Source organism: Enterobacteriaceae bacterium Kacie_13 (genome assembly GCA_013457415.1).
Taxonomy (GTDB): Bacteria; Pseudomonadota; Gammaproteobacteria; order Enterobacterales; family Enterobacteriaceae; genus Rahnella.
This window is the reverse complement of sequence record CP045665.1, coordinates 1,973,650-1,997,709: the sequence shown is the minus strand read 5'-3', so window position 1 is coordinate 1,997,709 and position 24,060 is coordinate 1,973,650. Positions and strand designations below refer to the sequence as shown.

Here is a 24,060-nt window from a genome sequence, read left to right as displayed (position 1 = left end):
TTTTTGCTTGTCAGAATTTTCAGATTCCGCTGGTACACACCCTAAGCCACTCAGAACTGTTTGTTTTTTATCAGGGGTAACAACTGTTCTCTTTGCTTTTCAACGGCGAGGCGACCCGCTTCAATAGCCTCCGCTGCGCGATGAAAATCGAGCGTCGAGATTTGCGGGCAATAAGGCTGGATAACCACATCCGGGGGATCGCCCGCCATACGATTACGCTTAAGCCGGTTCTCCAAAACCTGGATGGAGGTCGACATAATTTCCATGGCCGAAGGGCTGACATTTGGCTTACGGGCGTTCGGGCGGGTTAAGCGCTGGCGGATTCTGTCACGCCAGCTCAGGTCTTTCTCAGTAATGAGTGCTTCGCCGGTCGGCTGCACTGTTAGTAAATCCTGCTGCATCAGATGCGCGTCATGCTGAAGATCGACGGCTATCACAATATCTGCCCCTAACGCACGGGTCAGAGAGACAGGCACCGGATTCACCACCGCCCCGTCCACCAGCCAGTACCCGTTATGCCAGACCGGTGCCAGCAAGCCAGGCATACTACAGGAGGCGCGAATGGCCTCGTGCAAATCCCCTTTGGTCAGCCACAACTCACGGCCTGTACTCAGGTTTGTTGCCACGGCGCCGAATTTTTTCGAGCACTCTTCAATCTCGTTAATGCGGATAATCTGTCCGACGGCGTTAAATACGCGCTCACCGCGCAGCAATCCCCCGCGTTTCCAGGAGAAATCCATCAGACGCAGCACGTCCCAGTAACTGAACGAGCGCACCCAGCTTTCCATTGCCGGTAACCTGTTACTCACATAAGCCGCACCGACCAGCGCGCCGACTGAACATCCGGCGACCACATCCACCTCAATATCCATATCTTTAAGGGCATTAATCACGCCGATGTGTGCCCAACCTTTTGCTGCTCCCGAGCCAAGGGCCAGACCGATGGTGACTTTTCTGCTCATGTAAAACCTTAATGCTATCTGAAAATAAGAGTGAACCGGGAAGCGCGTTGCCACACGACGAGGATGTTAGGTAACATAACACTTTGATGCATTCAATAGCGCAACCTGCGTGCAACATACGCCAGACAGGCTGATTCCGGAGTTTACGTGTCCCTACTTTGCCCATGTGGCAGCAACGTTTTGTTCGACGAGTGCTGCCAGCCATACATTGCCGGAGATAAACCGGCACCGACGCCGTCTGCACTGATGCGGTCCCGCTACACCGCTTATACATTAAAAAATGCGAGTTATCTGATCGCCACCTGGCATCCTGATTGTCAACCCGGGCACTGGCGCGCCAGTTTGGAAGAAGGCTTTGCGACCACACACTGGCAGGGATTAAATGTCATTGGCCAGCAGGACGGTCGCGACCCGGATGAAGGATTCGTGGAATTCGCCGCACGTTTCACCGAAACCGGTCAGGAACAGGTTCATCTCATTCATGAACGCTCGCGATTTCTTCGTTTGAAAGATCGCTGGTACTATATAGACGGAATTAAACCGCAGACAGGCCGCAATGACGCCTGCCCGTGCGGATCGGGTAAAAAATATAAGAAGTGCTGCGGTAAATAATTTAATCGCATTGTTAATTTGTTATTACCAGTCTTGGACAGGATCCACACCCTCATGTCGCAACAGAACGTACAAACCAAGGTATTACGCACCATTTGCCCTGATGCAAAAGGTCTGATCGCCAAAATTACTAATATTTGCTACAAGCACGAACTGAATATCGTGCAAAACAATGAATTCGTGGATCACCGCACCGGACGCTTCTTTATGCGTACCGAACTGGAAGGGATCTTCAACGACACCACGCTGCTCGCCGATCTGGACAGCGCGCTGCCAGCCGGTTCCGTGCGTGAATTACACAGCACAGGCCGTCGTCGCATCGTCATTCTGGTGACCAAAGAGGCGCACTGCCTTGGCGATCTGCTGATGAAAGCCGCTTACGGTGGTTTGGATGTCGAAATCGACGCGGTCATCGGTAACCACGACACCCTGCAAACGCTGGTGGAACGCTTCGACATTCCGTTCCATCTGGTCAGCCACGAAGGTTTGACCCGCGAACAGCATGACAGTGCGATGATTGCGCAAATCGACCAGTACCAACCCGATTACGTGGTTCTGGCGAAGTACATGCGCGTTCTGACGCCGGGCTTCGTGCAGCATTACCCGCATCAGGTCATTAATATTCACCACTCATTCCTGCCGGCCTTTATCGGCGCACGTCCGTATCATCAGGCATACGAACGTGGTGTGAAGCTGATTGGTGCAACGGCGCACTACGTCAACGACAGTTTAGACGAAGGCCCGATCATCATGCAGGACGTGATTAACGTCGATCACACCTATACCGCTGAAGATATGATGCGTGCCGGTCGTGACGTCGAGAAAAACGTTCTTAGCCGTGCGCTGTACCGTGTACTGGCGCAGCGCGTGTTCGTTTATGGGAACCGTACAGTTATCCTGTAAAACGCTGTTCTGATGGTGCTTTTCGCGCAGAGAAGCACCGTTAAGAACAAAAAAACCGCAAACGAACTTTATTATCGCTTTCAGCGCTTTACACATTCGTTTCATTTGGTATTATGCGCCCCGTTCGCAGCGTTACCGCTGTAACGAGAAATCATCCATGTAGCGCATGATGATTTAAGGCCTGGAAGTATGTAGTAAATGCCACAAAAGTTGTGGTGGGGTTCCCGAGCGGCCAAAGGGAGCAGACTGTAAATCTGCCGTCATCGACTTCGAAGGTTCGAATCCTTCCCCCACCACCATCTTCCTGACGTCTCCTCTCCTTGCGACAAAATCAAAAATAAATTAGAGCACTGTTCGGGAAGGATGAAGAATCTTCGACCCGCAGGGCGAGGCCACAGGCCGAGTAATCCTTCCCCCACCACCCTCTTCCTGACTATCAAACCTGAACAAAATGTCCCACTGACACTTCCTGATACTGCCTGACTGGCGGTACAAAGCCGTTCTCACGCACCGGGCTTTTCAGCTCTTCGACCTGCATCTGACGCTTGAGCCTTCTGCGCGACGGATCAGGGACCGGCACTGAGGCCATCAGTTTGCGGGTATACGGATGCTGCGGATTATCGAATATCGCCGCCCGTGGGCCGATCTCCACAATTTCCCCCAGATACATCACCGCCACGCGATGACTCACGCGCTCAACCACCGCCATATCATGCGAAATAAACAGATAAGACAGATTCATACTTTCCTGTAAATCGAGCAGAAGATTCACCACCTGCGCTTTTACCGACACATCCAGCGCGGACACCGACTCATCAGCAACAATCACTTTCGGGTCGAGCGTCAGTGCGCGTGCGATGCAGATTCGCTGACGCTGACCACCAGAAAACTCATGTGGGAACCGGCGTAGCATGTCCGGCGACAACCCGACCTTTTGCAATAGCGACGCGGCTTTCTCTTTCGCATCACTTCGGTTATGCAGCTTGTGTTGCAGCATCGGCTCAATCAACGCATCGCCGATGCGCATACGCGGATTCAGGCTGGCGAACGGATCCTGAAATATCATCTGGATGCGCTGACGCATTTGCAAAATGTCGCGCTTACCCAAATTCATCACGTCAAACCCGTCGAAGTCAATTGCACCACTGTGCGGTTTCAGCAATCGCGTTACCGCGCGGCCAGTGGTGGATTTCCCGCAGCCGGACTCCCCGACTAGCGAGAGCGTTTCGCCCTGGAATAAATCAAAACTGATATTTTCCACTGCATGTACCGCCCCGACCTGACGGCTGAATACGCCGCCGTAGACCGGAAATCGGGCGCTGAGATTCTTCACCGAGAGCAACGGAGTCAGACCATTATCCACCGTCCCCGCCACTTCCGCTGGCGTACTGGCTTCACCGGTTTGCAAATTGATCTGCGGGAAACGCAGCGGCCATTCGCGCCCCTGCATTGATCCTAATTTAGGCACCGCCGCCAGCAGTGCGCGAGTGTAGGGGTGCTGCGGACGATGGAAAATATCTTCCGTCGCGCCACTCTCTACTGCTTCACCGCGATACATCACCAGCGTGCGGTCTGCAATTTCTGCCACCACACCCATATCATGGGTGATGAACAACACCGCCATCCCCTCTTCTTCCTGCAACGTTTTGATCAAATCCAGAATTTGGCCCTGAATGGTCACGTCCAGCGCCGTTGTCGGTTCGTCGGCAATCAGCAATTTGGGTTTCAGCGCCAGCGCCATGGCAATCATCACCCGCTGACGCATACCGCCGGAAAACTGGTGCGGATATTCATCGAAGCGAGCGCTGGCATTGGGAATACGCACTTTCTCCAGCAGCTTCAGCGTTTCTGCTCGCGCCTGGGCAGAAGACATCCCCCGGTGGCGTTTCAGGCTTTCCGCGATTTGTCTGCCGATACTGAACGTCGGGTTCAGCGAGGTCATCGGCTCCTGAAAAATCATTGCCATTTCATTACCGCGGATATCGCGCATGTGCTTATCGGAAAGCCCGGGTAAGCTGCGCTGATTTAGCAGGATTTCACCTTCAATTTTGCTGCTTTGCGCTTTCAGCAGGCGCATCACCGACAGCGACGTCACGCTTTTACCCGAACCGGATTCCCCGACGATTGCCAGCGTTTCGCCCGGATATACCTCAAACGACAGATCTCGCACAACCGGCAGCCAGTCATCCTCCCCACGAAATGACGTGGTGAGATGTTTTACGCTCAGCACGGGCAGACGGTTTTCCGGTTCGCTCATCTTATTTGCTCCTTGCCGACAGCTGCACTTGCGGTACATAGCTGAAGTCACGATCAAACGGGAAGGTTTTGCGCGCCTTGCGGTTGCGCGGCAGACGCTCGACGAACTGATCGACCACGCCGTTCGACAGCGCCATCAGATTCGGGCTGGCAATCGGAGCCAGCTCCGGTGAGAGATAGCCTGACTTCACCACCACAATATTGGCAGCATGCGGATCAAGCTGCAACACATTGAAATCGCTAATGTTGTGATACGGGCGGCGGCGAGCCGAAACCACTACGTCAATGCCGCCAGTGCGTAACACTGCCTGACGATCGGCAGCCGTCAGCGCGTCGAGCAGGAACACCACCTCAAATTCACCTTTCACCTGCGGACTGGAGTTGTCCAGCGACGCACCGAGCGTCAGCGTCAGTACTGAACCGACACCGGCATTAAAAGCCGCGTCCGTCGCCGGTGCATCGGTTATACCCGCTACAATCACATTTTCAGCGTACTGTTTGATAAGCTCTTCCAGCACATCCGCGCGATCACCGACGCCGCCGCCTGTCGGGTTGTCTCCTGAATCCGCCAGCACGACAGGCCGGGTTTCAGAGTGAATCGCTTTGCGCACGCAAGCTTCCACAGTATCGGTTTCGCAGCCGAAGACGAAGTCCTCACGCGCGTCCCAGTAAGCCTGCGCAAGTTGCGTCGCCTGCTGCCGGAGTACGGCGAGATCGGTGCCGGTCATGATCACCGCCGCCGTCGCACGGGGTTCATCAGCCCATACATAACCGACCATCAGCGAGCTGTCCCACACACCATCCACCTCATCCATTTCCGGCAGACGGGCATACAAACTTTTTGCCGGTTCATCTTCCGTACTGGTGCGCTCACCCGGCAGTACTACCGGCACCGGCACCCACAGCAGTGTCGGTTTCACGCCGGTTTGCAGATGTTTCACCAGCATTGCCACTGAGCGACGCATAGTTTCTTCCACATCGATATGCGGCGCCGTGCGGTAGGTGGAAAACATATCGATGGTATCAATGATCCGCTGAGACACATTGCCGTGCAGATCGTAGCTGACGCTGATCGGGCAATCCGGCCCGACGACTTTACGCGCGGCGGCGATCCAGTCCCCCTCCGCATCTTCCAGCCCTTCAACGTACATCGCGCCGTGCATCGCCAGATACAGGCCGTCGAACGGTTTTTGCGCCTCCAGGCCTGCGATCATTTCTGCTTTAAATTTATCGTACGTTGTGCGGGCAACGGGCCCTCCGGCAATCGCACGGGCGTGGATAGTCGGCAAAAACGTCGCCGGATAATCTTGTAGAAAATGAAAACGCGGCGAGGCCAGAAGCTGCCCGTCGCGCACTACCGTGAAATCTTTCTCTTCGTTCAGCACCGGGTTGTAGGTACTGCATTCAATATGGATACCGCTGACCGCTATACGCATAGTGATGATTCCTCAGACTGGCTTCAGACCGACAAGAAAGCGATGTGCAGCAATGCTTGCCGCCGCGCGCGCCCAGGTGTCGTCATTTAGGGTAAAAGTGCGAACCGGTGTTTTACCGGCATTACCCGGCAACACGTTGGCTTCGATGGACTGATGCACCACGGTGCCGAAGAGCCCGGAAAAATCAGCATCCTGATGGGCTATCAGGATCAAATCCGGGTCATTGATTTGAATAAGAAGTGAAACTGCCAGCCCCAGGGCCGCCCCGGCGCGATGCAAAATACGGATCGCCGCCGTCTGCCCCTGCATCGCCAGTTGTTCGAGCGCGCCAATGGTGGTCGCCTCCAGCCCTTCCGCTTTGGCCATTTCCGCGATGGCATTCAGCGAGGCCAGCGTATCCAGACAGCCGCGCTTACCGCAGCGGCACGGCGAACCATTGAACTCCAGCGTACAGTGGGCGATCTCCCCCGCACCGCCGTGCAAACCGCGATGCAGTTGTCCGGCGATAAAGTGCGCGCTGCCGATCCCAGCGCCCTGGCTGACCAGCGTAAAGCTACTCAGATCACGCGCCTGACCGAAACTCTTCTCGCTCACCGCCAGCGCTTTGGCATCATTTTCGATGGCCACGTCCATGCCGGTGGCCTGCGAAATCAGCTTCGCCAGTGGCACATCGCGCCAGCCAAGCAGCGCCGACTGCACGCAGGTTGACTGGTGTTCATCAATCAGGCCGGACAACGTCACGCCCAGCCCGACCAGTTTCTTCGCCGCTTCAGGATGCAGTTCGAGCAGCGCCGGTAGCGCAAGTGCGATATTTTCCGCCAGCCGGTGCGGATCAGAATCTGCTGCAAAAGAGACGCGCGAAAGGATCTCGCCGTGCAGGTTGATCAGCACCATTTGCGCCGGATTTTGCAGCAACGACACACCGGCAAACCACGCACCGTCCGGATGAACCACCAGTCGCACCGATGGCCGCCCCTGTCCGTTCCCCTGCACCGTTTCCGCCTCGTGCAAAAAACCGGTCTCGAGCATTTCGCGCACCACACCGCCGATCGCCGCTTTGCTCATCCCCACCCGTTGAGCCAGCTCCGTCCGGCTTAAACCACCAGACGCATTGATCGCACCTAAAATCTGACGTTGCAAGATTGTTAACATATTCGTTCAGGCGCTCTCAGTTTTCGCTCATCTGCATTGACATTAAACGGAAGAAATGGATATATCAATGCTAATTAGTTTACAAATTAAACTAAAGATCACAACATAAGTATTTCATATGAACTATTTGTTAAAAAATGTCATGTAATGGAAACGACGTTTTATTCACCAGACTGAGATCCCCAGAGCCACTTAATCCGATTTTCACGCAGAGGGCAGAACATGAAGAATACCCGTTACATCCGGCGTCCCGTGCAGTTATCGTTGCTGAGCAGCGCCCTTCTCGCCGCGTTTTCGCTGCCGGTTTTTGCCGCCACGCTGAACGTGATGCAAAACGAAGCGCCGCGTAGCATGGATCCGGGCAACCAGACCGCCACGTTTACCGGCACGGTATTGGATCCGATGTATGAAGGCTTGCTGCGCATGTCGCCGCAACTCAAACCGGAAGCAGCGCTGGCGACTTCATGGAGCAGCGATGAAAGCGGTCTGGTGTGGACATTCAAACTGCGCAGTGGCGTCACCTTTCACGACGGCACGCCGTTTAACGCCGACGCCGTGGTCGCCAACTTCGCCCGCCACCTCGACACCAAACGCGGTCTGGCGGCCAGCGGACGTCTGCGTACCTTCCTCGACAGCGTGACCAAAACTGATGACTCGACCGTCGTCTTCAAACTGAAAAAACCGTACCCCGCCTTCCTGAATTTACTCACCACCGGCGCGTGCCTGATGGTCAGTCCGGCTGCGGATAAAACCGGCACGCTCGACAGCAAAGCCGTCGGCACGGGCCCTTACAAAATGGTGCAGTACAAAACCGGCGAATTTGTACTGGAAGAGAAATATCCGGGCTACTGGGGCGACAAAGCCGCCGGACCGGATGACATCAAATGGACGTGGAGCGCCGAACCTTCGGTCATGAACATGGCGCTTCAGGCCGGTGAAACCGACGTTATCAATCCGGTGCCGCCGCAGTTTGCCAAGGTGCTGAAAAATAATCCGAAGTTTGCCCTGCACGAAAGTCCGGGAGCTTCCGTCTTCTGGGTGGCACTGAATGCTGATCTCAAACCACTTAACGATGTCCGCGTCCGTCAGGCGCTGAACTACGCAACAGACCGCGAGGGGCTGGTGCGCGCGATCATGTCCGGCTTTGCACAACCGGCGAACTCCCCTCTGGCGCCGGTCACCGCTGGCTATGACAAAACGCTGAACCCGTATCCGCTTGATCTGGCCAAAGCCAAAGCTTTACTGAAAGAAGCGGGCGTCGCGGACGGCTTTACGATGTCGATTGCCGTGCAGGGGCAGGACGCGCGCATCGGTCAGGTGCTGCAAAGTATGTGGGCGAAAATCGGCGTGAAACTTGACGTCCGTATCATGGAAAGCGGCGTGTGGACCAAGGCTGCATTCGCCGATCAGGCTGGCAAAAAGGCCGACAACACCGGCGCGGTGCTGGCCTCCTGGTCATCCGGCGCCAACGGTGCTGACCTCCAGCTGCGCCCGCTGTATTACAGCAAAAGCTTCGCCCCGGGCGGTGCCAATCTGGGCTTCTTCAGCGATCCGAAGCTGGATGAAATGTTAGACAAAGCCGCGTCGACGCTGGATGAAAATGCCCGCAACGCCATTTATGTTGAGGCGCAGAAAGAAATTAACCAGCAGGCGCCGCAGGTGTTGCTGTATTACCAGAATGATTTGTATGCCACCGGCACCAATATCTCGGGCGTCACCATGATCCCGGGCGGTCAGATTGTGGTGAAAGATGCGCAGAAAAAATAACAGCGTCATTTACAGTGGAATAGCACCATGAAAGCCTATCTTGCCAAAAAACTCATCGCCTTCCCGATCATTCTGATCGGGGTATCGATGCTGATTTTTGTGTCCATCCGCGCGCTGCCCGGTGACCCGGCGCGTCTGATGGCCGGGCCTGAAGCCACGCAGGAAGCGGTTGATGCGATGCGCGTGCGCCTCGGGCTGGACCAGCCAATAGTGACACAATACCTGCACTTTGCTGGTGACGTGCTGCACGGCAATCTGGGCGTCTCATTGCAGTCGCAGCAGCCGGTGACGCAGGAAATCGGCGAGCGCCTGCCGTACACCCTGATGCTTGCCGTGCTGGCCTATTTTCTGGCGGTGGCGGTGGGCGTCCCGGCAGGCATGATAGGCGCAGTATACCGTAACCGCTGGCCGGATTTTGGCGTAATGTTACTGGCGATTGCCGGTGCGTCCATCGCCAACTTCTGGCTGGGACTGATGGCGATGAACACTTTCTCAGTGAATCTCGGCTGGCTGCCGTTGCTCGGCGCGACGTCATGGAAAAGTTACATTCTGCCCTCGGTCACGCTGGCCGTATTACCGATGGCGGTAATGGCGCGCATGACGCGTTCGAGCATGCTCGACGTGTTGTCGGAAGATTATATCCGCACCGCGCGTGCCAAGGGATTATCTGCCACTACGGTTTATTGCAGCCACGCGTTTCGCAACGCGCTGATCCCGATTGTCACTATCATTGCGCTCAATTTTGGCAGCCTGATTGGCGGCGCGGTGGTCACCGAATCAGTCTTTAACTGGCCGGGTATTGGCCGCCTGCTGGTGGATTCCGTGCGCTATCGTGATTACCCGGTCATTCAGGGTGTCGCACTGGTGGCGGTCTGCGGCGTGGTGGTCATGAACCTGCTGGGTGAATTACTGATTGCCTTCCTGAATCCAAAAATAAGGTTCGATTAATGTCTGCCATTATCACGCAATTACCCCGTCGCAAACCGCGCACGCTGCGGTTGTTCCGCTGGTTCTGGCGTCATCCTGCGGTGACGCTCGGCGGCCTTATCGTCAGCCTGATCATGCTGGCAGGGCTCTTCGCGCCGCTGATAACCCGTCATGATCCTTATGCACAAGATCTTATCGACACCCTGCTCGCCCCGAATGCCAGCCACTGGTTCGGCACCGACGACTATGGCCGGGACATCTTCGCGCGCGTGATTTACGGCGCACGGATCTCGATTATCGAAGTGGTGCTCAGCGTCGGGCTGGCGATGATAGTCGGCATTCCGCTGGGTATAATTGCCGGCATGGCAGGACGATATACAGACATGATTATTATGTGGTTTATGGATATGCTGTTCGCCTTTCCGGGCATCGTGCTGGCCATTCTGGTGGTCAGCATCCTTGGCGGCGGACTGGTGAATCTGCTTATCGCCATTTCCTTGTTCGCCATTCCGGTTTATGCGCGCCTGAGCCGTAATCTGACGCTCGGTTTAAAGCAAATGGAATATGTCGAAGCCGCGCAGGCGCTGGGTTTATCGAACTATCGCATCATCGTGCATTACATTTTGCGCAACGCCATCGGCCCGATTATCGTGCAATCGACGCTGACCGCTGGCACCGTGATCCTCGCCGCTGCGAGTTTGTCTTTTCTCGGTCTGGGCGTGCAACCGCCCATGCCGGAATGGGGTACCATGATGAGCGATGGCCGAAACTTTCTCGGCATCAATATTTACCTTTCGCTGTTCCCCGGTCTGGCCATTATGCTGACCGTGCTTGGTTTTAACGTACTGGGCGACGGACTGCGAGATTTACTGGACACACGCTCATGAGCTCTGCGGTTTTTTGTGCCGATATCGGCGGTTCTTTTATTAAATTTGGCGTTTCACGGGTTTCAGGCGAGGTCGAGGAGTGCGGCAAAGTCCCGACACCCGTCGCCTCGTGGGATGAATTCGTTGCCGCCATGCAAAATCTGATCACGCTGTATGGCGCGGAGTTACCCGCCTCTACCCCGCTGGCGATTTCCACCGCCGGACTGGTTTCTCCGCAAACCGGTGAACTGCTGGCCACCAATATTCCGGCGTTCACCGGCCGCTCCCTGGCGAGGGATCTGAGTGCAGCGCTGAACCGTCCGGTTACCGCCGCCAACGACGCCGACTGTTTTGCACTGGCTGAAGCGTATGCCGGAAATGCGCAACATCAGCCTATCGTCGTCGCCATCATTCTTGGCACAGGCGTCGGTGGGGGTCTGGTGATTAACGGTCAGTTAGTCCGCGGCCACGGCGGCGTTACCGGCGAGTGGGGACACGGCGCCATCACCCGCACTGAACTCAATATTGAGGGTGAAACTTACCGCGTCCCGCGCCTGAAATGCGCCTGCGGTCAGACTGGTTGCCTCGATAAGCTCGGTGCTGCACGCGGCATAGAACGACTGCATCAGCATTTTCACCAGCGCGAAGCATCGAGTCTGGAGATCGTTACCGGCTGGCAGGCTGGCGACAGTGCATACGGGCTCACCGTACGCGCCTGGCTCGAGCTGGTCGCAGAGCCCCTGGCGCTGCTGGTGAATATTCTCGGCCCGTCACGGATTGTTGCTGGCGGGGGGCTGGCGTCGGCGTCGGAGCTTATCGCAGCATTAGATCTCGCGGTGCGCGAGCGGGTGTTGCACCGTTACGCGGCACCGCTGTTAGTTCCGGGTAAATTCCTCACGCAAGGCGGATTAGTAGGCGCATCGGTGATGGGCAGAATAGAAGGATAAATCCCTTCTGACATTCATCGTGAGCAGGCGCTCACGCGGGCCAGGGAGCAAATCAGCATGGTTTGTCCCTGCCTGAATCTGCGTTTGATTGATCAAATGATTCTTTAAGTATCCTCAACTCCCCCCGCATTGGTAAAACAGGTAGAATATCCAATACATCCGCCCGGTGCGACGCTCACTATCCCCGGACAAAGAAATTAATGCATAAGGATATATGTGGATATTGTCAGGACTGCACCTGTTTCATCATTGTTGGTACCACTGAAAATTATCTCCTCGGGTGCGGCATTGCCACCGCTGAAAATGACGTCGGCGGAGCTCGATATCCGTCTCGGCAAATCCGCCGGATATGTGGAACAGCGCTCGGGCGTTGAACACCGTTTCCACGGTGATGATCGCGCCTCGCAGGTTGTACTTGCGGTAGAAGCTATCACCGACGCGCTGCTGCGCGGCAATATCCCGGCAGATTCAGTCGATTTGCTAATTTTCGCCTCGGCCATTCCGGTGCAGGCGCTGCCATACAGCGCGGCGCACGTGCTGAAAGCGTCGCCACTGCGCGAGGGCATCAGCACCTTTGATATCAACGCCAGCTGCGTCAGCTTTATCTCGGCATTACAGGTCGCGGCGGGCTTACTCAATACCGGTGCATACCGGCGTATCGCCATTGTCAGTGCTGAACTTGCGTCGCGCGGTATTAACTGGGCGCATGAAGAATCCTCGATTATTCTCGGTGACGGCGCGGCGTGCGCTATCGTAGAAAAGGGAGACGGCCGCAGCGGCATTCTCTCCTGCCTGATGGAAACTTACCCCGCAGGAATTGACCTGTGCCACATTCGCGCAGGCGGCACTCGTCGCAATCCCCGTGCGGGGATCGATGACAATGATTTCTTATTCCACATGGACGGTAAACGCCTGTTCCGGCTGGCCGCTTCACTTATTGAAGGGTACTGGGCCAGATTGTTGAAGGCAGCAGAGTGCGAACAGGCTGATCTCGCCACTATTGTCCCGCATCAGGCCAGCCAGGTCTCGCTCGAGCACATGCGCCGTCGTCTGAAGGTGCCTGAAAACGTACTGGTCGACATCTACCGGCATCACGGAAATCAGGTGTCAGCTTCGATTCCTACCGCTTTGCATTACGCAATCACCCATGATCGCTTTATGCCGGGTAAACCGGTGGCGCTGGTGGGCACGGCGGCCGGATTAACCCTCGGCGGCATGGTGTTACTCCCATGAAAATTTTAGTGACGGGATCCACCAGCGGACTGGGACGCAATGCCGTTGAATGGTTACTGAGCCACGGGCATGAGGTGGTGGCCGCGGGCCGCGATCTCATGACCGGTAAAATACTGACCGGCGCAGGGGCGAATTTCCGCTTTGTCGATCTCGACCATGCTACGTCTGCAGAATTTATCTCAATGTTGCAGGGATGCGAGGCCGTCTGGCACTGCGCGGCAAAGTCTTCGCCGTGGGGTAATCCGGCGGCCTTTATGCGTACCAATGTGGATGTTACCGACCGGCTGGCGCTTGCCGCCGGACAAGCCGGTGTGCCGCGTTTTGTGCATATTTCCACCCCCGCCATCTATTTTGATTTTAAGCATCACGCCGATATCGACGAAAGCTATCGCGCCAAACGCTTCGCCAATCATTATGCCCGCAGTAAATTTCTCGCCGAAGGCTGCATCACGCAGCGCCAGCAGCAATTCCCTGCAACCCGCTTTACTGTTTTACGGCCACGCGGTTTATTCGGCGCTCATGACCGGGTGATCATTCCCCGCGTGCTTGGGCAAATCCGTCTGAACAAAGGTGTGCTTCGCCTGCCACGCGGTGGTGAAACGCTGCTGGATTTAACGTTTACGCTCAATGTGGTTGAAGCGATGTGGCAGGCAACGACACAAGAAAGCCTCCCTCTGGCGGCGGCCTACAACATTACCAATCAGCAGCCGGAGCAGCTCAAAGAGATGCTGCATCAGCTATTGCACGAAAAGCTGAATATCCGCTTTACCATTAAACCGGTGTCTTATCCGTTGCTTTACGGCGTGGCTGCAGGGATGGAGTTGCTGGCGAAAACGCGAGGCATTGAACCGCTACTGACCCGCTACAGCGTGGGTGCGGTTAATTTTGATATGACACTCAGCCAGACCCGTGCGATAAATGAACTGAATTATCAGCCGCTGTATTCCATGGAACAAGGCATCGCGCTGACGGCTCAGGCAATGCGGCAAAATAAGGGACTGCACCTTGGCTAAACTTACCGCTTTTGAAGTGGGCTACTGCCTGCACCCCGGCTGCATGGCGCTAAAAGGTGCCGGGTGGCGGGTATGTAAATTTCCTGCCCGTGCCTGGTTGTTAGAAGCCCAAGGTAAACGCTGGCTGTGGGATACCGGATATGCCGATCATTTCGAGCACTACACCAAAGGAATTCTCAGTCTGTACCGCGCCACTACGCCGGTGCATTTCGACTCTAAGGACGCCCTGTTCAGACAGTTGGCGAGTCAGGGGATTTTGCCCACCGATATCACCGCGCTGATTATCTCCCATTTCCACGGCGACCATATTGCCGGGCTGCGTGATTTCAGCGGTGTACCGTCGATAAGCAGCATGGACGGGTGGATCCGTTCACGTAAGCTGCGCGGTTTTGCCGCCCTGAGAAACGCCTTCGTACCGGGGTTAATCCCGGACGAGTTCGAAACCGGTTTACAGTGGATGGAAGCTTTCGAGGAAACTGCCCTGCCCGCTGAGCTCGCACCTTTTGAGCACGGCTACCGGCTTCCAGGCAGCGGCGATGAAATTATTCTGGTGCCTTTGCCAGGTCACGCCGCCGGACATATCGGCGCGTTTGTGCTCACTGATTCCGGCTGGGAACTGCTTGCCAGCGACGCCGCGTGGTCACCGAAAAGTTATGAAACCCTGCGCGGCCCGTCGCGCATGGCGCATCTGGTGATGGACAACAGCACAGCGTATTACCAGACGCTAAACCGCCTGCATCAGCTGCATCTCAGTGGCAACGTGAAGATCCACTTGTGTCACGAAGGCGATTTATGATCCCGCTGAAAACCCTCTGGCACTATCTGCGCACCCGCAGACTCAGGTTTCGCAGCCGCGAAGAGCTGCTCGCATGGCAACAAAAGAAACTGCGTCAGTTCGCCCGTAAAACACTCTCACGCAGCCCGTGGTTCTCAGTCTGCGTCACGCTGGAGTACAGTCAGTGGCCGCACATGGACAAAGCGCTGATGATGGCAAATTTTGATCAGATGAACACCGCGGGTCTGAAGAAAGACACCTTACTCGCTTGCGCGCAGCGGGCGGAACGTGACCGGCATTTTACGCCACAAATTGAAGGTTTTAGCGTCGGGCTCTCTTCAGGGACGTCCGGGCAGCGCGGAATTTTTGTCGTCAGCCCGCATGAACAGCAGGTATGGGCCGGTGGAATGCTGGCAAAAATGTTGCCACAGGGATTACGCCGTGGTGAGCGCGTCGCGATGTTTTTACGCGCGGATAATAATCTCTATCACAGCGTCAACAACCGCTGGCTGAGTCTGGAATTCTTCGATTTATTCTCCTCTTTTCATCCGCAAATCCTGCGGCTGGAAAAGTTCGCACCGACCATTATTGTCGCGCCGGCGCAGGTTTTGCGACAGTTAGCGCTGGCGGTACTGAATGAGGAACTGACGCTCAGTGTCAGCAAGGTCATCTCGGTCGCCGAAGTGTTAACGGCTCAGGATCGCCAGTTGCTGGAGCAGGTTTTCCCTCAGGTCGGTGAGGTGTATCAGGCCACCGAAGGCTTTCTTGCCGCCACCTGCGAGCGCGGAACGCTGCACCTGAACGAGGAATTTATCCACATTGAACCGGAGTGGATCGACGATAACCGTTTCGTACCGGTGATTACCGATTTTACCCGCCATACTCAACCTATCGTGCGTTATCGGCTGGATGATGTGCTGGTCAAACGCGGGCAGCCCTGCGGATGTGGTCGCGTGACCATGTCGCTAGAACGCATCGAGGGCCGCTGCGATGACGGGCTGGTCTTGCCCGGCACTGACGCAAAGCCACAGACTCTTTTTGCCGACGTTTGCAACCGGGTTATCGCCAATGCCCTGCCGCTGACCGCAGATTACCGGCTAACGCAGCGGGGCAGCGTCTCGCTGTTATTACAGGGAGAATGCAGCCAGGTCGAACTGGAAGATTGCAAAACGCAGCTGGAGCAGCATTTCCGTTTACAGGCCGTGGATGTTTCTCAACTACAATGGACACTACAGGCAGGCGATATTGCTGCGGATTTCATGCACAAAAAGCGCCGCATCATGCGCCTGAAGGACACTGCTCATGATTAACCGTTTGTGGCACATGCTGGTGGGCTGGGGCGCTGTCGGCGTGGTATATCAACTGACGGACGCCTTTCAGAAACCCGGTATAATGCTGGTGCCCTCCTACATTGACCGGGCGATCCCATTCAACCCGGCCGGTATCTGGCTGTATCTGTCGTTCTTTCTGATCATTCCCTTAGCCTATCTGACCTGCCCGGTCAACCGGCTGCGCTGGTTGCGTAATTCGATGATGGTCACCGCGCTGTTATCAGGCGTTGTATATATGTTCTGGCCGACGACGATGGCTTATCCTGCTTTGACGCAAAACACCCTCAGCGGGCGGCTGCTCACCCGGTTAGCGGACGTTGACTCAACCCAGAACTGTTTGCCCTCGCTGCATATGGCGCTGACGGTGCTGTCGGTTTGGGCGGTCAGCAGCAGTAACCGTTGGAAAACGGGTATTTACGTGTTGTGGTCTCTGGCTATCGCCTTCTCCATTTTGCAATTACGTCGTCATCTGTTTGTCGATTTGATCAGCGGCACCGCACTGGCGCTTGGCGTCGGCGCACTGCTGTGGCGGTTAAGGTTTGTCTCCCGTTCCGGTCAAAAGGAAAGCGCTCATGGTTGATTTAATCATTCCGATCGTTTTTATGCTGGCGGTCGTGCTGGGCGAAGCCTGCCTGTTGCAGTACCTGCGCAAAGAGCCGGTGAACTGGCGAGACGTCATGTTTAATCTCAACTCCGGGCATGTGATGCTGTGGTTGTTTCGCGGGCTGGAGATTTTCTCTTACGGACTGGTGGTCTCCCATTTCAGCCTGAACTGGGTGGGTAACTGGCCAGCGCCGCTGATGTGGATTTTCGCCCTTATGGCCTGGGATTTCGGCTTTTACTGGCTGCACCGGCTGCACCATAAATTTGGCCCGCTGTGGGCAGTTCACGTAGTGCATCATCAGGGCGAGCACTTTAACCTGTCGCTCGGCGTGCGCAATTCCTGGTATTCCTCACTGACCTCAATTCCGTTCTTTATGCTGCTGGCGATCGCCGGGGTCCCGCTGTCGGTCTTTATTACCGTGTCGCTGCTGCATTATTCTGTGCAGCTGTTTAACCACAACGCCCTGACCGGCAATCTCGGGTTCCTCGAAAAGATTTTTGTGACGCCTTCGCACCACCGCGTTCACCACGTGAATGACCGTTTTTATGCAGATAAAAACTGCGGTGGCACCTTTATTTTCTGGGACAAGATGTTCGGGACTTTCTGGCCGGGTCTGCCAGAGGAGGATTTCACCTACGGTTCCGGCAAACAGCCGCATCCGCAGAATCCCTTCTGGGCCAGCAATCAACCGTTCTTTCAGTATCTGAAATTGCCGTTCCGCTATCAGCCCAAACCGCCGCAATTCCGCTGCGCCACTGCCAGCCTGCTGACCGGCGGTATGCTGCTGTTCTCACTGGTTGTCGGCTACGTCTGGCAATATGGTTACGGCTATCACGACACCACATTGCCGCAGATTACGCTGTTCCTGTTACTGATGGCCGGAACGCTGGCACTGGGCGGTATCGCCGAAGGCCGCAAATGGGGTGTAACGGCGTGGCTGCTGATAACCGTAGCGCTCTCCGCAATTTTTCTGGTCGGCCTGCGCTGGCACGAAACGTTCTGGATCTGGCTGATGCCGTTCATCACTCTGCACGGCATCAGTCTGGCGCTTGGGTTCGGACGCCGTCAGGCGCAGGTGCCCGCCTGTGAGTAAATTACCCCCGATGCCGCTGTTTATGCCCGATGGCGAGCAGGCGTTTCACCGCGCGCTGAATATTCAGGCGCAGGCGTATCTGAAGGATCACGGCGACCACCGCTATGCTGACGGACTCAGTCTGGTGAAAGCCCTCGCACTGGCGTTGTGGTGCGTGGCAGGCTACATAATTTGCCTGACGCAGCACAGCGGCTGGGGTTTCTTCGGCGGATATCTGCTCTTCGTACTGATGGGAATGCTGCTGAACGTTAACGTCAATCACGATGCCTCACACAACGTTTTTTTACGCAGCACGCGCGCCAACCGTATCATCAGCCGTCTGGTCACGCTGCCGCTGGGTGTCGACCCGGATTACTGGCGGGTCCGCCACGTAGCGTTCCACCACCGCTACGCTAACGTCGAACATTACGATCTGGATACGCAGGAAAACGGTATCTTCCGCCAGAGCCCGTATCAGCAACATCGCCCGCACATGCGCTTTCAACATCTTTACTGGCCGCTGATCGCCGCACTGTCACTGCCTTACATTACGTGGATTTTTGACTGGTCGGACAGACTGGGCAAAACGCCATTAAAGCTGACTGATGCATTGCCCGGCAGACGCGGCTGGGTGATTTTCGCCGGATTTAAACTTCTGCATTTGTTACTGGTGCTGGTCGTGCCACTGTTCGTCGCCCATGCCCACGGCATCAGCTCGGGCGTGGTGATTGCCAGCTATCTGATAAGCCAGATGATCGCCTCCACCTTCGTGGTGTTTCTGCTGCTGGGGACACACTGGGCGCAGGCGGAATTTTATGAAGCACCCGCCGCAGGCAAAATGCCGCAGGGCTGGTATAAGCATAATTTCGCCACCGCCTGCGACTGGCACCCGACACCGCTGTGGCTGGAAAAATGGTTCGGCATGCTCAATCTGCATCTGACGCACCATTTATTTCCGGGCTGGCACCACCGGCATTATCCGGCGCTGGCGAAGATCATTGCCGCGCTTGCCGCCGAACACGGGCTGAATTATCGCTGTATCGGCTATCGCCAGTTGCTGCGCGAACAGCAGGATTTTCTGCGCAAAATGGGCAACGGTGACGATCTGCGGACTGCTCAGGGCACAAGCCCGTGGAGCCAAAAGTGACCGCGCCGACCTATCAGCAGCGTGACGATCTGGCGCTGCATCGCGACCTGACTAAAGCGGCCAATCAGTATCTGTTGCAACGTCACGACCACCGGTTTGCCGATAGCCTGATGATCGGCAAACTACTGTGCCTGGCAGCCCTGTGCGGACTGTTTTACGCCACGGCGCTGTTGAGCGGAAAACCCGTCATTTTTGCCTGCAGTTATTTCGCGTTTATTTTTACCGCCATGCTGCTGGCCATCAATGCCGTGCACGACGCCTCACACAATGCGTTTTTCCGTCGGGCCTGGGCGAACCGTGCGCTGAACTTTGTAATTTGTATTCCGCTGGGGCTGGACGCCGACTGCTGGCGGGTACGCCATGTGGAGTGCCATCACGCGCACCTGAATGTGCAGGGTTACGATCTGGATATCGAGGAAAACGGCGTGCTGCGCCAGACACCTTTTCAGCGTATTAAAAGTTTTATGCAGGCGCAGCAATATTACTGGCCGTTTGTCGCAGCGCTGACGTTTCCGTGCATCATCTGGTTTTTTGACTGGATCGACCGTGCAGGAAAAACCCGCGTGCAGCCTAAAATGCGCCATCAGGGCGTGCGCGGCTGGGGGTTGTTTCTCACCGCTAAAACGCTGCATCTGTTGCTGGCACTGGCGATCCCCTACTGGATTTTACGCCAGCAGGGGATCGGCGGCGACACGCTGTTGTGGTGTTATTTAGCCGGACAAATGCTCTCGTCGCTGATTTTTGTGGTGCTGATTTTAGGCTCGCACTGGGCGATGGGGACGTTCTATGAAGTCCCTAAAGACGGGCATTTCCAACACGGGCGCTATCGCCACGTTTTCGCCACCACCATCGACTGGGTGCCTTCTGTGCGCTGGCTGTCTTACTGGATGGGCGAACTCAACCGCCACCTGACCCACCACATTTTCCCCAACTGGAACCACCGGCATTATCCGGCGCTTTCGGCCATCATCGCCCAGGTGACGCAGCGCCACGGCGTGACCTATCACTGCGTTTCACTGCAAGAGATTTTGATTGCCCAGCAGCGATTCCTGCGGGCAATGGGGAAAGGAGAGACGGCGACAGGATTGATGGAGAAATCTACTGATAATTCACAATCACCTGATTGCTGAGAACGCGTAACGGTGGGTTCATCGCCCCTTTTCCAGGCACGAAATAAATAAACCGCATCGGCGAACTGGCCGCCTGGCCGTAAAAAGAACGGGTCTGACCGCTGTCAGCGTCAAGCGCCACGCAGCGGTTCATCGTGTTACACAACTTCACCTCAAGTCCCGCCGGGCGTGGCCCCATGAGTGCATATTTCCAGCTGACGGTTGTGATCGTCGCCGAATCACGCTGCCGAACAGGCGAGCCTTCACTCGCCGCCAGCGCTACCGATGACGCCATCACGCCACGGTTTTGCAGCGTGACGCCGCGCTGGCTGTCCGACCACGATCCGGACGCCGCCAGCACTTGTCCGCTGACGCACAGCAGCAGCCACAGCGCAGTTTTTTTCATCTTCTTATTCCCCGCCGATGGTCGCGGTCATGCGGATCTGGCGGCTGTCGCTCATTTCCAGATTCGACATCACCACAATCTGCGGCAACGAACGGCGCAGGAAACGTGACAACAGCGGACGCAGCGCATGATTCACCAGCAGAACTGGCGGCGCGCCGAGCATATCCTGACGCTGCAACGCAGCTTCGGACTGCGTCAGCAGACGATCGGCCAGACCCGGTTCGAGCCCGCCGCCGCTTTGCAAGGCCTGCAGCAACAGGCGCTCCAGCGCGGTATCCAGCCCGATCACTTGTACTTCGCCGGTACCGGGGAACCATTGCTGAGTGATCGCCCTGCCCAACGCCACACGCACGACCGAGGTCAGCTCATTGGGATCCGGCTGGGTCGGCGCGTATTCTGCCAGTGTTTCAATAATGGTACGCATATCGCGGATCGACACGCGTTCCGACAACAGGTTTTGCAGCACTTTGTGCATGTTAGTCAGCGAAATCACGCCCGGAATAAAGTCTTCGGTCAGTTTCGGCATTTCCTTACTGACGCGGTCCATCAGTTCCTGCGTTTCCTGGCGGCCAAACAGCTCGCGGGCGTGGAGGCTGATCAGGTGATTGAGGTGTGTTGCGACCACGGTACTGGCTTCCACCACGGTGAAGCCCTGAATTTGCGCCTGTTCACGCATTGCCGGTTCAATCCACACGGCAGCCAGACCAAAGGCCGGGTCAACCGTCGGTTCGCCCGGCAGTTCACCAATGGCGCTGCCCGGATTGATCGCCATCCAGCGACCAGGGTGCGCGGTGCCGGTGCCAATTTCGACGCCTTTCATCAGAATACGGTAGCCCGCAGGCGGCAGTTCGAGGTTATCGCGGATATGAATAACCGGAGGCAGATAGCCCATTTCCTGCGCAAATTTCTTACGGATACTGCGTATACGCCCCAGCAGCTCGCCGTTTTGCGCGAAATCCACCATCGGGATCAGCCGGTAACCCACTTCCATCCCCAGCGGATCTTCCAGCTGAACGTCCTGCCAGCTCGCTTCCACCAGTTGCTTGTTTTCGCCTTCGACCGGCGCGGCGGCTTTCACCACCGGTTCTTTTTGTTCCTGACCACGGATCCACCAGGCCAGCGCCAGCAGCGCGGTCGTGAACAACAGGAAGACCAGATTCGGCATTCCCGGCACCATGCCGAGCAAGCCGAGCACGCCGGCACTGAGCATCATGACGCGCGGATTGCGAAACAGCTGGGTGACCATCTGCTCGCCGACGTCCTGATTGGTGCCAACGCGGGTCACGATAACACCCGCTGCGGTGGAGATCACCAGCGCGGGGATCTGCGCGACCAGACCGTCACCGATAGTGAGCAAGGTGTAGCTTTCCGCCGCATGGCCGAAATCCATGTCATGTTGCAGAACGCCGACCAGCAGGCCGCCGACGACGTTAATAATCATGATCATCAGACCGGCAACGGCATCACCGCGGACGAACTTACTCGCACCATCCATCGAACCGTAGAAGTCGGCTTCCTGCGTCACGTCGCTGCGGCGCTGTTTGGCCTCGTCCTCGCCAATCAGACCGGCGTTAAGATCGGCGTCAATCGCCATCTGTTTGCCGGGCATCCCGTCGAGCACGAAACGCGCGCCCACTTCGGCGATACGCCCCGCACCCTTGGTGATAACCATAAAGTTGATCAGCACCAGGATGATAAAGACCACGATACCGATGGCGAAATTACCGCCGACCAGGAAGTGGCCGAAGGCTTCGATCACCCGCCCTGCAGCGGCGCCGCCGGTGTGGCCTTCCAGCAAGATCACACGGGTCGATGCCACGTTGAGCGACAGGCGCAGCAACGTGGAAAACAGCAGAATGGTCGGGAACGCCGCAAAATCCAGCGTCCGCTGGGTGAACATCGCCACCAGCAGCACCATGATGGACAGCGCGATATTAAAGGTAAACAGTAAGTCGAGCAGGAACGGCGGCAGCGGTAGCACCATCATCGACAGGATCATCAGGATCAGGATAGGGCCAGCCAGCACCTGCCATTGTCCGGACTTAAAGTTGGCGGGTAAACGCAGCATCGCGGCCAGATTAGCCATGGGTATCACTCTCTCCTGCAAAATCCAATGCTTCAGGCACCGGTAAATGTTGAGGTTTTTTAGGGATCAGTCCGCCTTCACGCTTCCAGCGTTTCAGCTGATAAACCCAGGCCAGAACTTCGGCGACCGCAGCATAAAGCGCGGCCGGGATTTGCTGACCAATGTCGCTGTGCCGGTATAACGCACGCGCCAGAGGCGGCGCTTCCAGCATCGGAATTTTGTGTTCGGCACCCAGTTCTTTAATGCGCAGCGCCACGTTGCCGGCACCTTTCGCCAGCACCCTGGGCGCACTCATTTTGTCTTCACTGTATTGCAGTGCCACGGCGTAGTGCGTCGGGTTGGTGACGATGACGTCGGCCTTCGGCACATCGGCCATCATGCGGCGTCGGGACATTGCACGTTGCTGCTGGCGGATACGCCCTTTGACGTGCGGATCACCTTCCTGACTTTTATGTTCATCGCGGATGTCCTGCTTGCTCATGCGGAGTTTTTTCAGATTGCTCCAGATTTGCCAGAACACATCGAACGCCACCATCGGCGTTAACCCGAAGACTACGATCAGCCCGCAAAAAACTATCATGTGCAGTGCTTCGGCGAGCGCCGGAATAGTCGGCTGGGCGATAAGCCGCAGCATCTCCGGCCATTTATGCCACAGGTACATTCCCGCCACGCTGCCGACCAGCGACGCTTTTAATATCGCCTTCAGCAGCTCCGCCAGCACCTGACCGGAAAACAGCCGCTTGAACCCGGCAATCGGATCCATGCGGCTGGCCTTAAATTCGAAAGATTTCGCGCTGAACATCAGCCCGCCGAGTAGCAGCGGCGCGGCGAGTGCGATCAAAATCAGTCCGCCAATCACCGGTATCAGCGCCATTACCGCGCGCCCGAGCAGCGAGGCCATTTGCTGCAACATCTGCCGGTCATTACCGATGACGTTGTGATCGAAATTTAGCCCCTGCGCAATCATTACGCCGAGCTGTCGTGACATGGATTCGCCGGACATCCACAGCAGCGTCAGGCCGCCGCCCAGCATCAACATAGAGGTCAGCTCGCGCGAACGCGGGATCTGACCTTCTTCACGGGCTTTTTCTAACCGGTGCGCCGTGGGGGCTTCACTTTTTTCGAGATCGCTTTCTTCAGCCACCGGCGTTTCCTGTCAGGGTTTACCCGGCTTTAAAAAGCAACGGGCACAATTTCACGCATAGCATGACAAAAGCGGCGAAGTCCTATTGATTGAAAAACGATATAAAGAGGTGGCTATTCAGTAGATGAATGTCGGAATTGAAATTGCGGATAGGGAAATACGCTCCATCAGGAAAGAGAGCGACACAAGGGTCGGGGCGTTTTCGTCGCAGGCAGTTTGGACTCGGACAGCGCACAGGAACCGGAGCGTACACGTAGTACGTGACGGTTCCGAGCACTGCCCGGGTTCAAAAATGGCAAGTAAGATAGCCCT

21 protein-coding genes, 1 tRNA gene and 1 other RNA gene are annotated in these 24,060 nt (G+C 56.3%); 16 read left to right on the top strand and 7 right to left on the bottom strand.

Annotated elements, in window-relative coordinates:
• Nucleotides 1-50: 50 nt before the first annotated feature.
• A complete protein-coding gene (rssA, locus tag GE278_09190) occupies nt 51-962 on the bottom strand; it encodes a patatin-like phospholipase RssA (protein ID QLK60919.1) in 912 nt (303 codons plus the stop codon).
• 147 nt (nt 963-1,109) lie between these two features.
• Between rssA and GE278_09185 the strand changes: the two genes are divergently transcribed.
• The 4 genes from GE278_09185 to GE278_09170 all read left to right on the top strand — a co-directional run bounded on the left by GE278_09185 (nt 1,110) and on the right by GE278_09170 (nt 2,901).
• Complete coding sequence (locus GE278_09185; protein QLK60918.1) at nt 1,110-1,574, top strand: YchJ family protein; 465 nt, start codon at nt 1,110-1,112, stop codon at nt 1,572-1,574.
• Nucleotides 1,575-1,628: 54 nt separating this feature from the next.
• On the top strand, nt 1,629-2,477 hold the full coding sequence (purU, locus tag GE278_09180; protein ID QLK60917.1) for a formyltetrahydrofolate deformylase: 849 nt from the start codon (nt 1,629-1,631) through the stop codon (nt 2,475-2,477).
• Nucleotides 2,478-2,691: 214 nt separating this feature from the next.
• Nucleotides 2,692-2,776 (top strand) — tRNA-Tyr (locus tag GE278_09175).
• Nucleotides 2,777-2,819: 43 nt separating this feature from the next.
• A non-coding RNA gene (locus GE278_09170) (RtT sRNA) lies at nt 2,820-2,901 on the top strand.
• A gap of 12 nt (nt 2,902-2,913) precedes the next feature.
• Here the strand turns inward: GE278_09170 and GE278_09165 are convergent.
• The 3 genes from GE278_09165 to GE278_09155 are packed head-to-tail and all read right to left on the bottom strand — an operon-like array spanning nt 2,914 to nt 7,321.
• Nucleotides 2,914-4,734 carry a dipeptide ABC transporter ATP-binding protein gene (locus GE278_09165; GenBank protein QLK60916.1) on the bottom strand — a complete coding sequence of 607 codons (1,821 nt, stop codon included), beginning with the start codon at nt 4,732-4,734 and terminating at the stop codon, nt 2,914-2,916.
• Between the two features lies 1 nt (nt 4,735).
• A complete protein-coding gene (locus tag GE278_09160; GenBank protein ID QLK60915.1) occupies nt 4,736-6,169 on the bottom strand; it encodes a microcystin degradation protein MlrC in 1,434 nt (477 codons plus the stop codon).
• A 12-nt stretch (nt 6,170-6,181) separates the two neighbouring features.
• Nucleotides 6,182-7,321, bottom strand: coding sequence for an ROK family protein (locus GE278_09155; protein QLK60914.1), 1,140 nt, complete (start codon nt 7,319-7,321; stop codon nt 6,182-6,184).
• A gap of 222 nt (nt 7,322-7,543) precedes the next feature.
• Here GE278_09155 and GE278_09150 point away from each other — a divergent pair, with 222 nt between their 5' ends.
• The 12 genes from GE278_09150 to GE278_09095 all read left to right on the top strand — a co-directional run bounded on the left by GE278_09150 (nt 7,544) and on the right by GE278_09095 (nt 20,133).
• Nucleotides 7,544-9,088 carry a glycosyl transferase gene (locus GE278_09150; protein ID QLK60913.1) on the top strand — a complete coding sequence of 515 codons (1,545 nt, stop codon included), beginning with the start codon at nt 7,544-7,546 and terminating at the stop codon, nt 9,086-9,088.
• Between the two features lie 27 nt (nt 9,089-9,115).
• Nucleotides 9,116-10,036, top strand: coding sequence for an ABC transporter permease subunit (locus GE278_09145; protein QLK60912.1), 921 nt, complete (start codon nt 9,116-9,118; stop codon nt 10,034-10,036).
• Nucleotides 10,036-10,902, top strand: a complete 867-nt coding sequence (locus GE278_09140) for an ABC transporter permease subunit (protein QLK60911.1) — start codon at nt 10,036-10,038, stop codon at nt 10,900-10,902. The genes GE278_09145 and GE278_09140 overlap by 1 nt, the downstream gene beginning before the upstream one ends.
• Complete coding sequence (locus tag GE278_09135; GenBank protein QLK60910.1) at nt 10,899-11,828, top strand: ROK family protein; 930 nt, start codon at nt 10,899-10,901, stop codon at nt 11,826-11,828. Before GE278_09140 ends, GE278_09135 begins: the two co-directional genes overlap by 4 nt.
• 303 nt (nt 11,829-12,131) lie before the next feature.
• Complete coding sequence (locus GE278_09130; GenBank protein ID QLK63252.1) at nt 12,132-13,061, top strand: ketoacyl-ACP synthase III; 930 nt, start codon at nt 12,132-12,134, stop codon at nt 13,059-13,061.
• Nucleotides 13,058-14,074 carry an NAD-dependent epimerase/dehydratase family protein gene (locus GE278_09125; protein ID QLK60909.1) on the top strand — a complete coding sequence of 339 codons (1,017 nt, stop codon included), beginning with the start codon at nt 13,058-13,060 and terminating at the stop codon, nt 14,072-14,074. Before GE278_09130 ends, GE278_09125 begins: the two co-directional genes overlap by 4 nt.
• Nucleotides 14,067-14,870 carry an MBL fold metallo-hydrolase gene (locus tag GE278_09120; GenBank protein ID QLK60908.1) on the top strand — a complete coding sequence of 268 codons (804 nt, stop codon included), beginning with the start codon at nt 14,067-14,069 and terminating at the stop codon, nt 14,868-14,870. Before GE278_09125 ends, GE278_09120 begins: the two co-directional genes overlap by 8 nt.
• The gene (locus GE278_09115; protein QLK60907.1) at nt 14,867-16,159 is read left to right on the top strand and encodes a CoF synthetase; all 1,293 of its coding nucleotides are present in this window, start codon (nt 14,867-14,869) and stop codon (nt 16,157-16,159) included. Before GE278_09120 ends, GE278_09115 begins: the two co-directional genes overlap by 4 nt.
• Complete coding sequence (locus tag GE278_09110) at nt 16,152-16,760, top strand: inositol phosphorylceramide synthase (protein ID QLK60906.1); 609 nt, start codon at nt 16,152-16,154, stop codon at nt 16,758-16,760. The genes GE278_09115 and GE278_09110 overlap by 8 nt, the downstream gene beginning before the upstream one ends.
• Nucleotides 16,753-17,877, top strand: coding sequence for a fatty acid hydroxylase (locus tag GE278_09105; protein QLK60905.1), 1,125 nt, complete (start codon nt 16,753-16,755; stop codon nt 17,875-17,877). Before GE278_09110 ends, GE278_09105 begins: the two co-directional genes overlap by 8 nt.
• A gap of 10 nt (nt 17,878-17,887) precedes the next feature.
• Nucleotides 17,888-19,003, top strand: coding sequence for an acyl-CoA desaturase (locus GE278_09100; GenBank protein ID QLK63251.1), 1,116 nt, complete (start codon nt 17,888-17,890; stop codon nt 19,001-19,003).
• The gene (locus tag GE278_09095; protein ID QLK60904.1) at nt 18,988-20,133 is read left to right on the top strand and encodes an acyl-CoA desaturase; all 1,146 of its coding nucleotides are present in this window, start codon (nt 18,988-18,990) and stop codon (nt 20,131-20,133) included. The genes GE278_09100 and GE278_09095 overlap by 16 nt, the downstream gene beginning before the upstream one ends.
• Here the strand turns inward: GE278_09095 and GE278_09090 are convergent.
• Genes GE278_09090 through flhB form a run of 3 tightly spaced genes read right to left on the bottom strand, consistent with a single transcriptional unit; the run spans nt 20,102 to nt 23,748 of the window.
• Nucleotides 20,102-20,518 carry a flagellar protein FlhE gene (locus GE278_09090; GenBank protein ID QLK60903.1) on the bottom strand — a complete coding sequence of 139 codons (417 nt, stop codon included), beginning with the start codon at nt 20,516-20,518 and terminating at the stop codon, nt 20,102-20,104. The two genes, GE278_09095 and GE278_09090, sit on opposite strands and share 32 nt — an antisense overlap.
• 4 nt (nt 20,519-20,522) lie before the next feature.
• A complete protein-coding gene (gene flhA / locus GE278_09085; protein QLK60902.1) occupies nt 20,523-22,604 on the bottom strand; it encodes a flagellar biosynthesis protein FlhA in 2,082 nt (693 codons plus the stop codon).
• Nucleotides 22,597-23,748, bottom strand: a complete 1,152-nt coding sequence (gene flhB, locus GE278_09080; protein QLK60901.1) for a flagellar type III secretion system protein FlhB — start codon at nt 23,746-23,748, stop codon at nt 22,597-22,599. Before flhB ends, flhA begins: the two co-directional genes overlap by 8 nt.
• Nucleotides 23,749-24,060 lie beyond the last annotated feature (312 nt).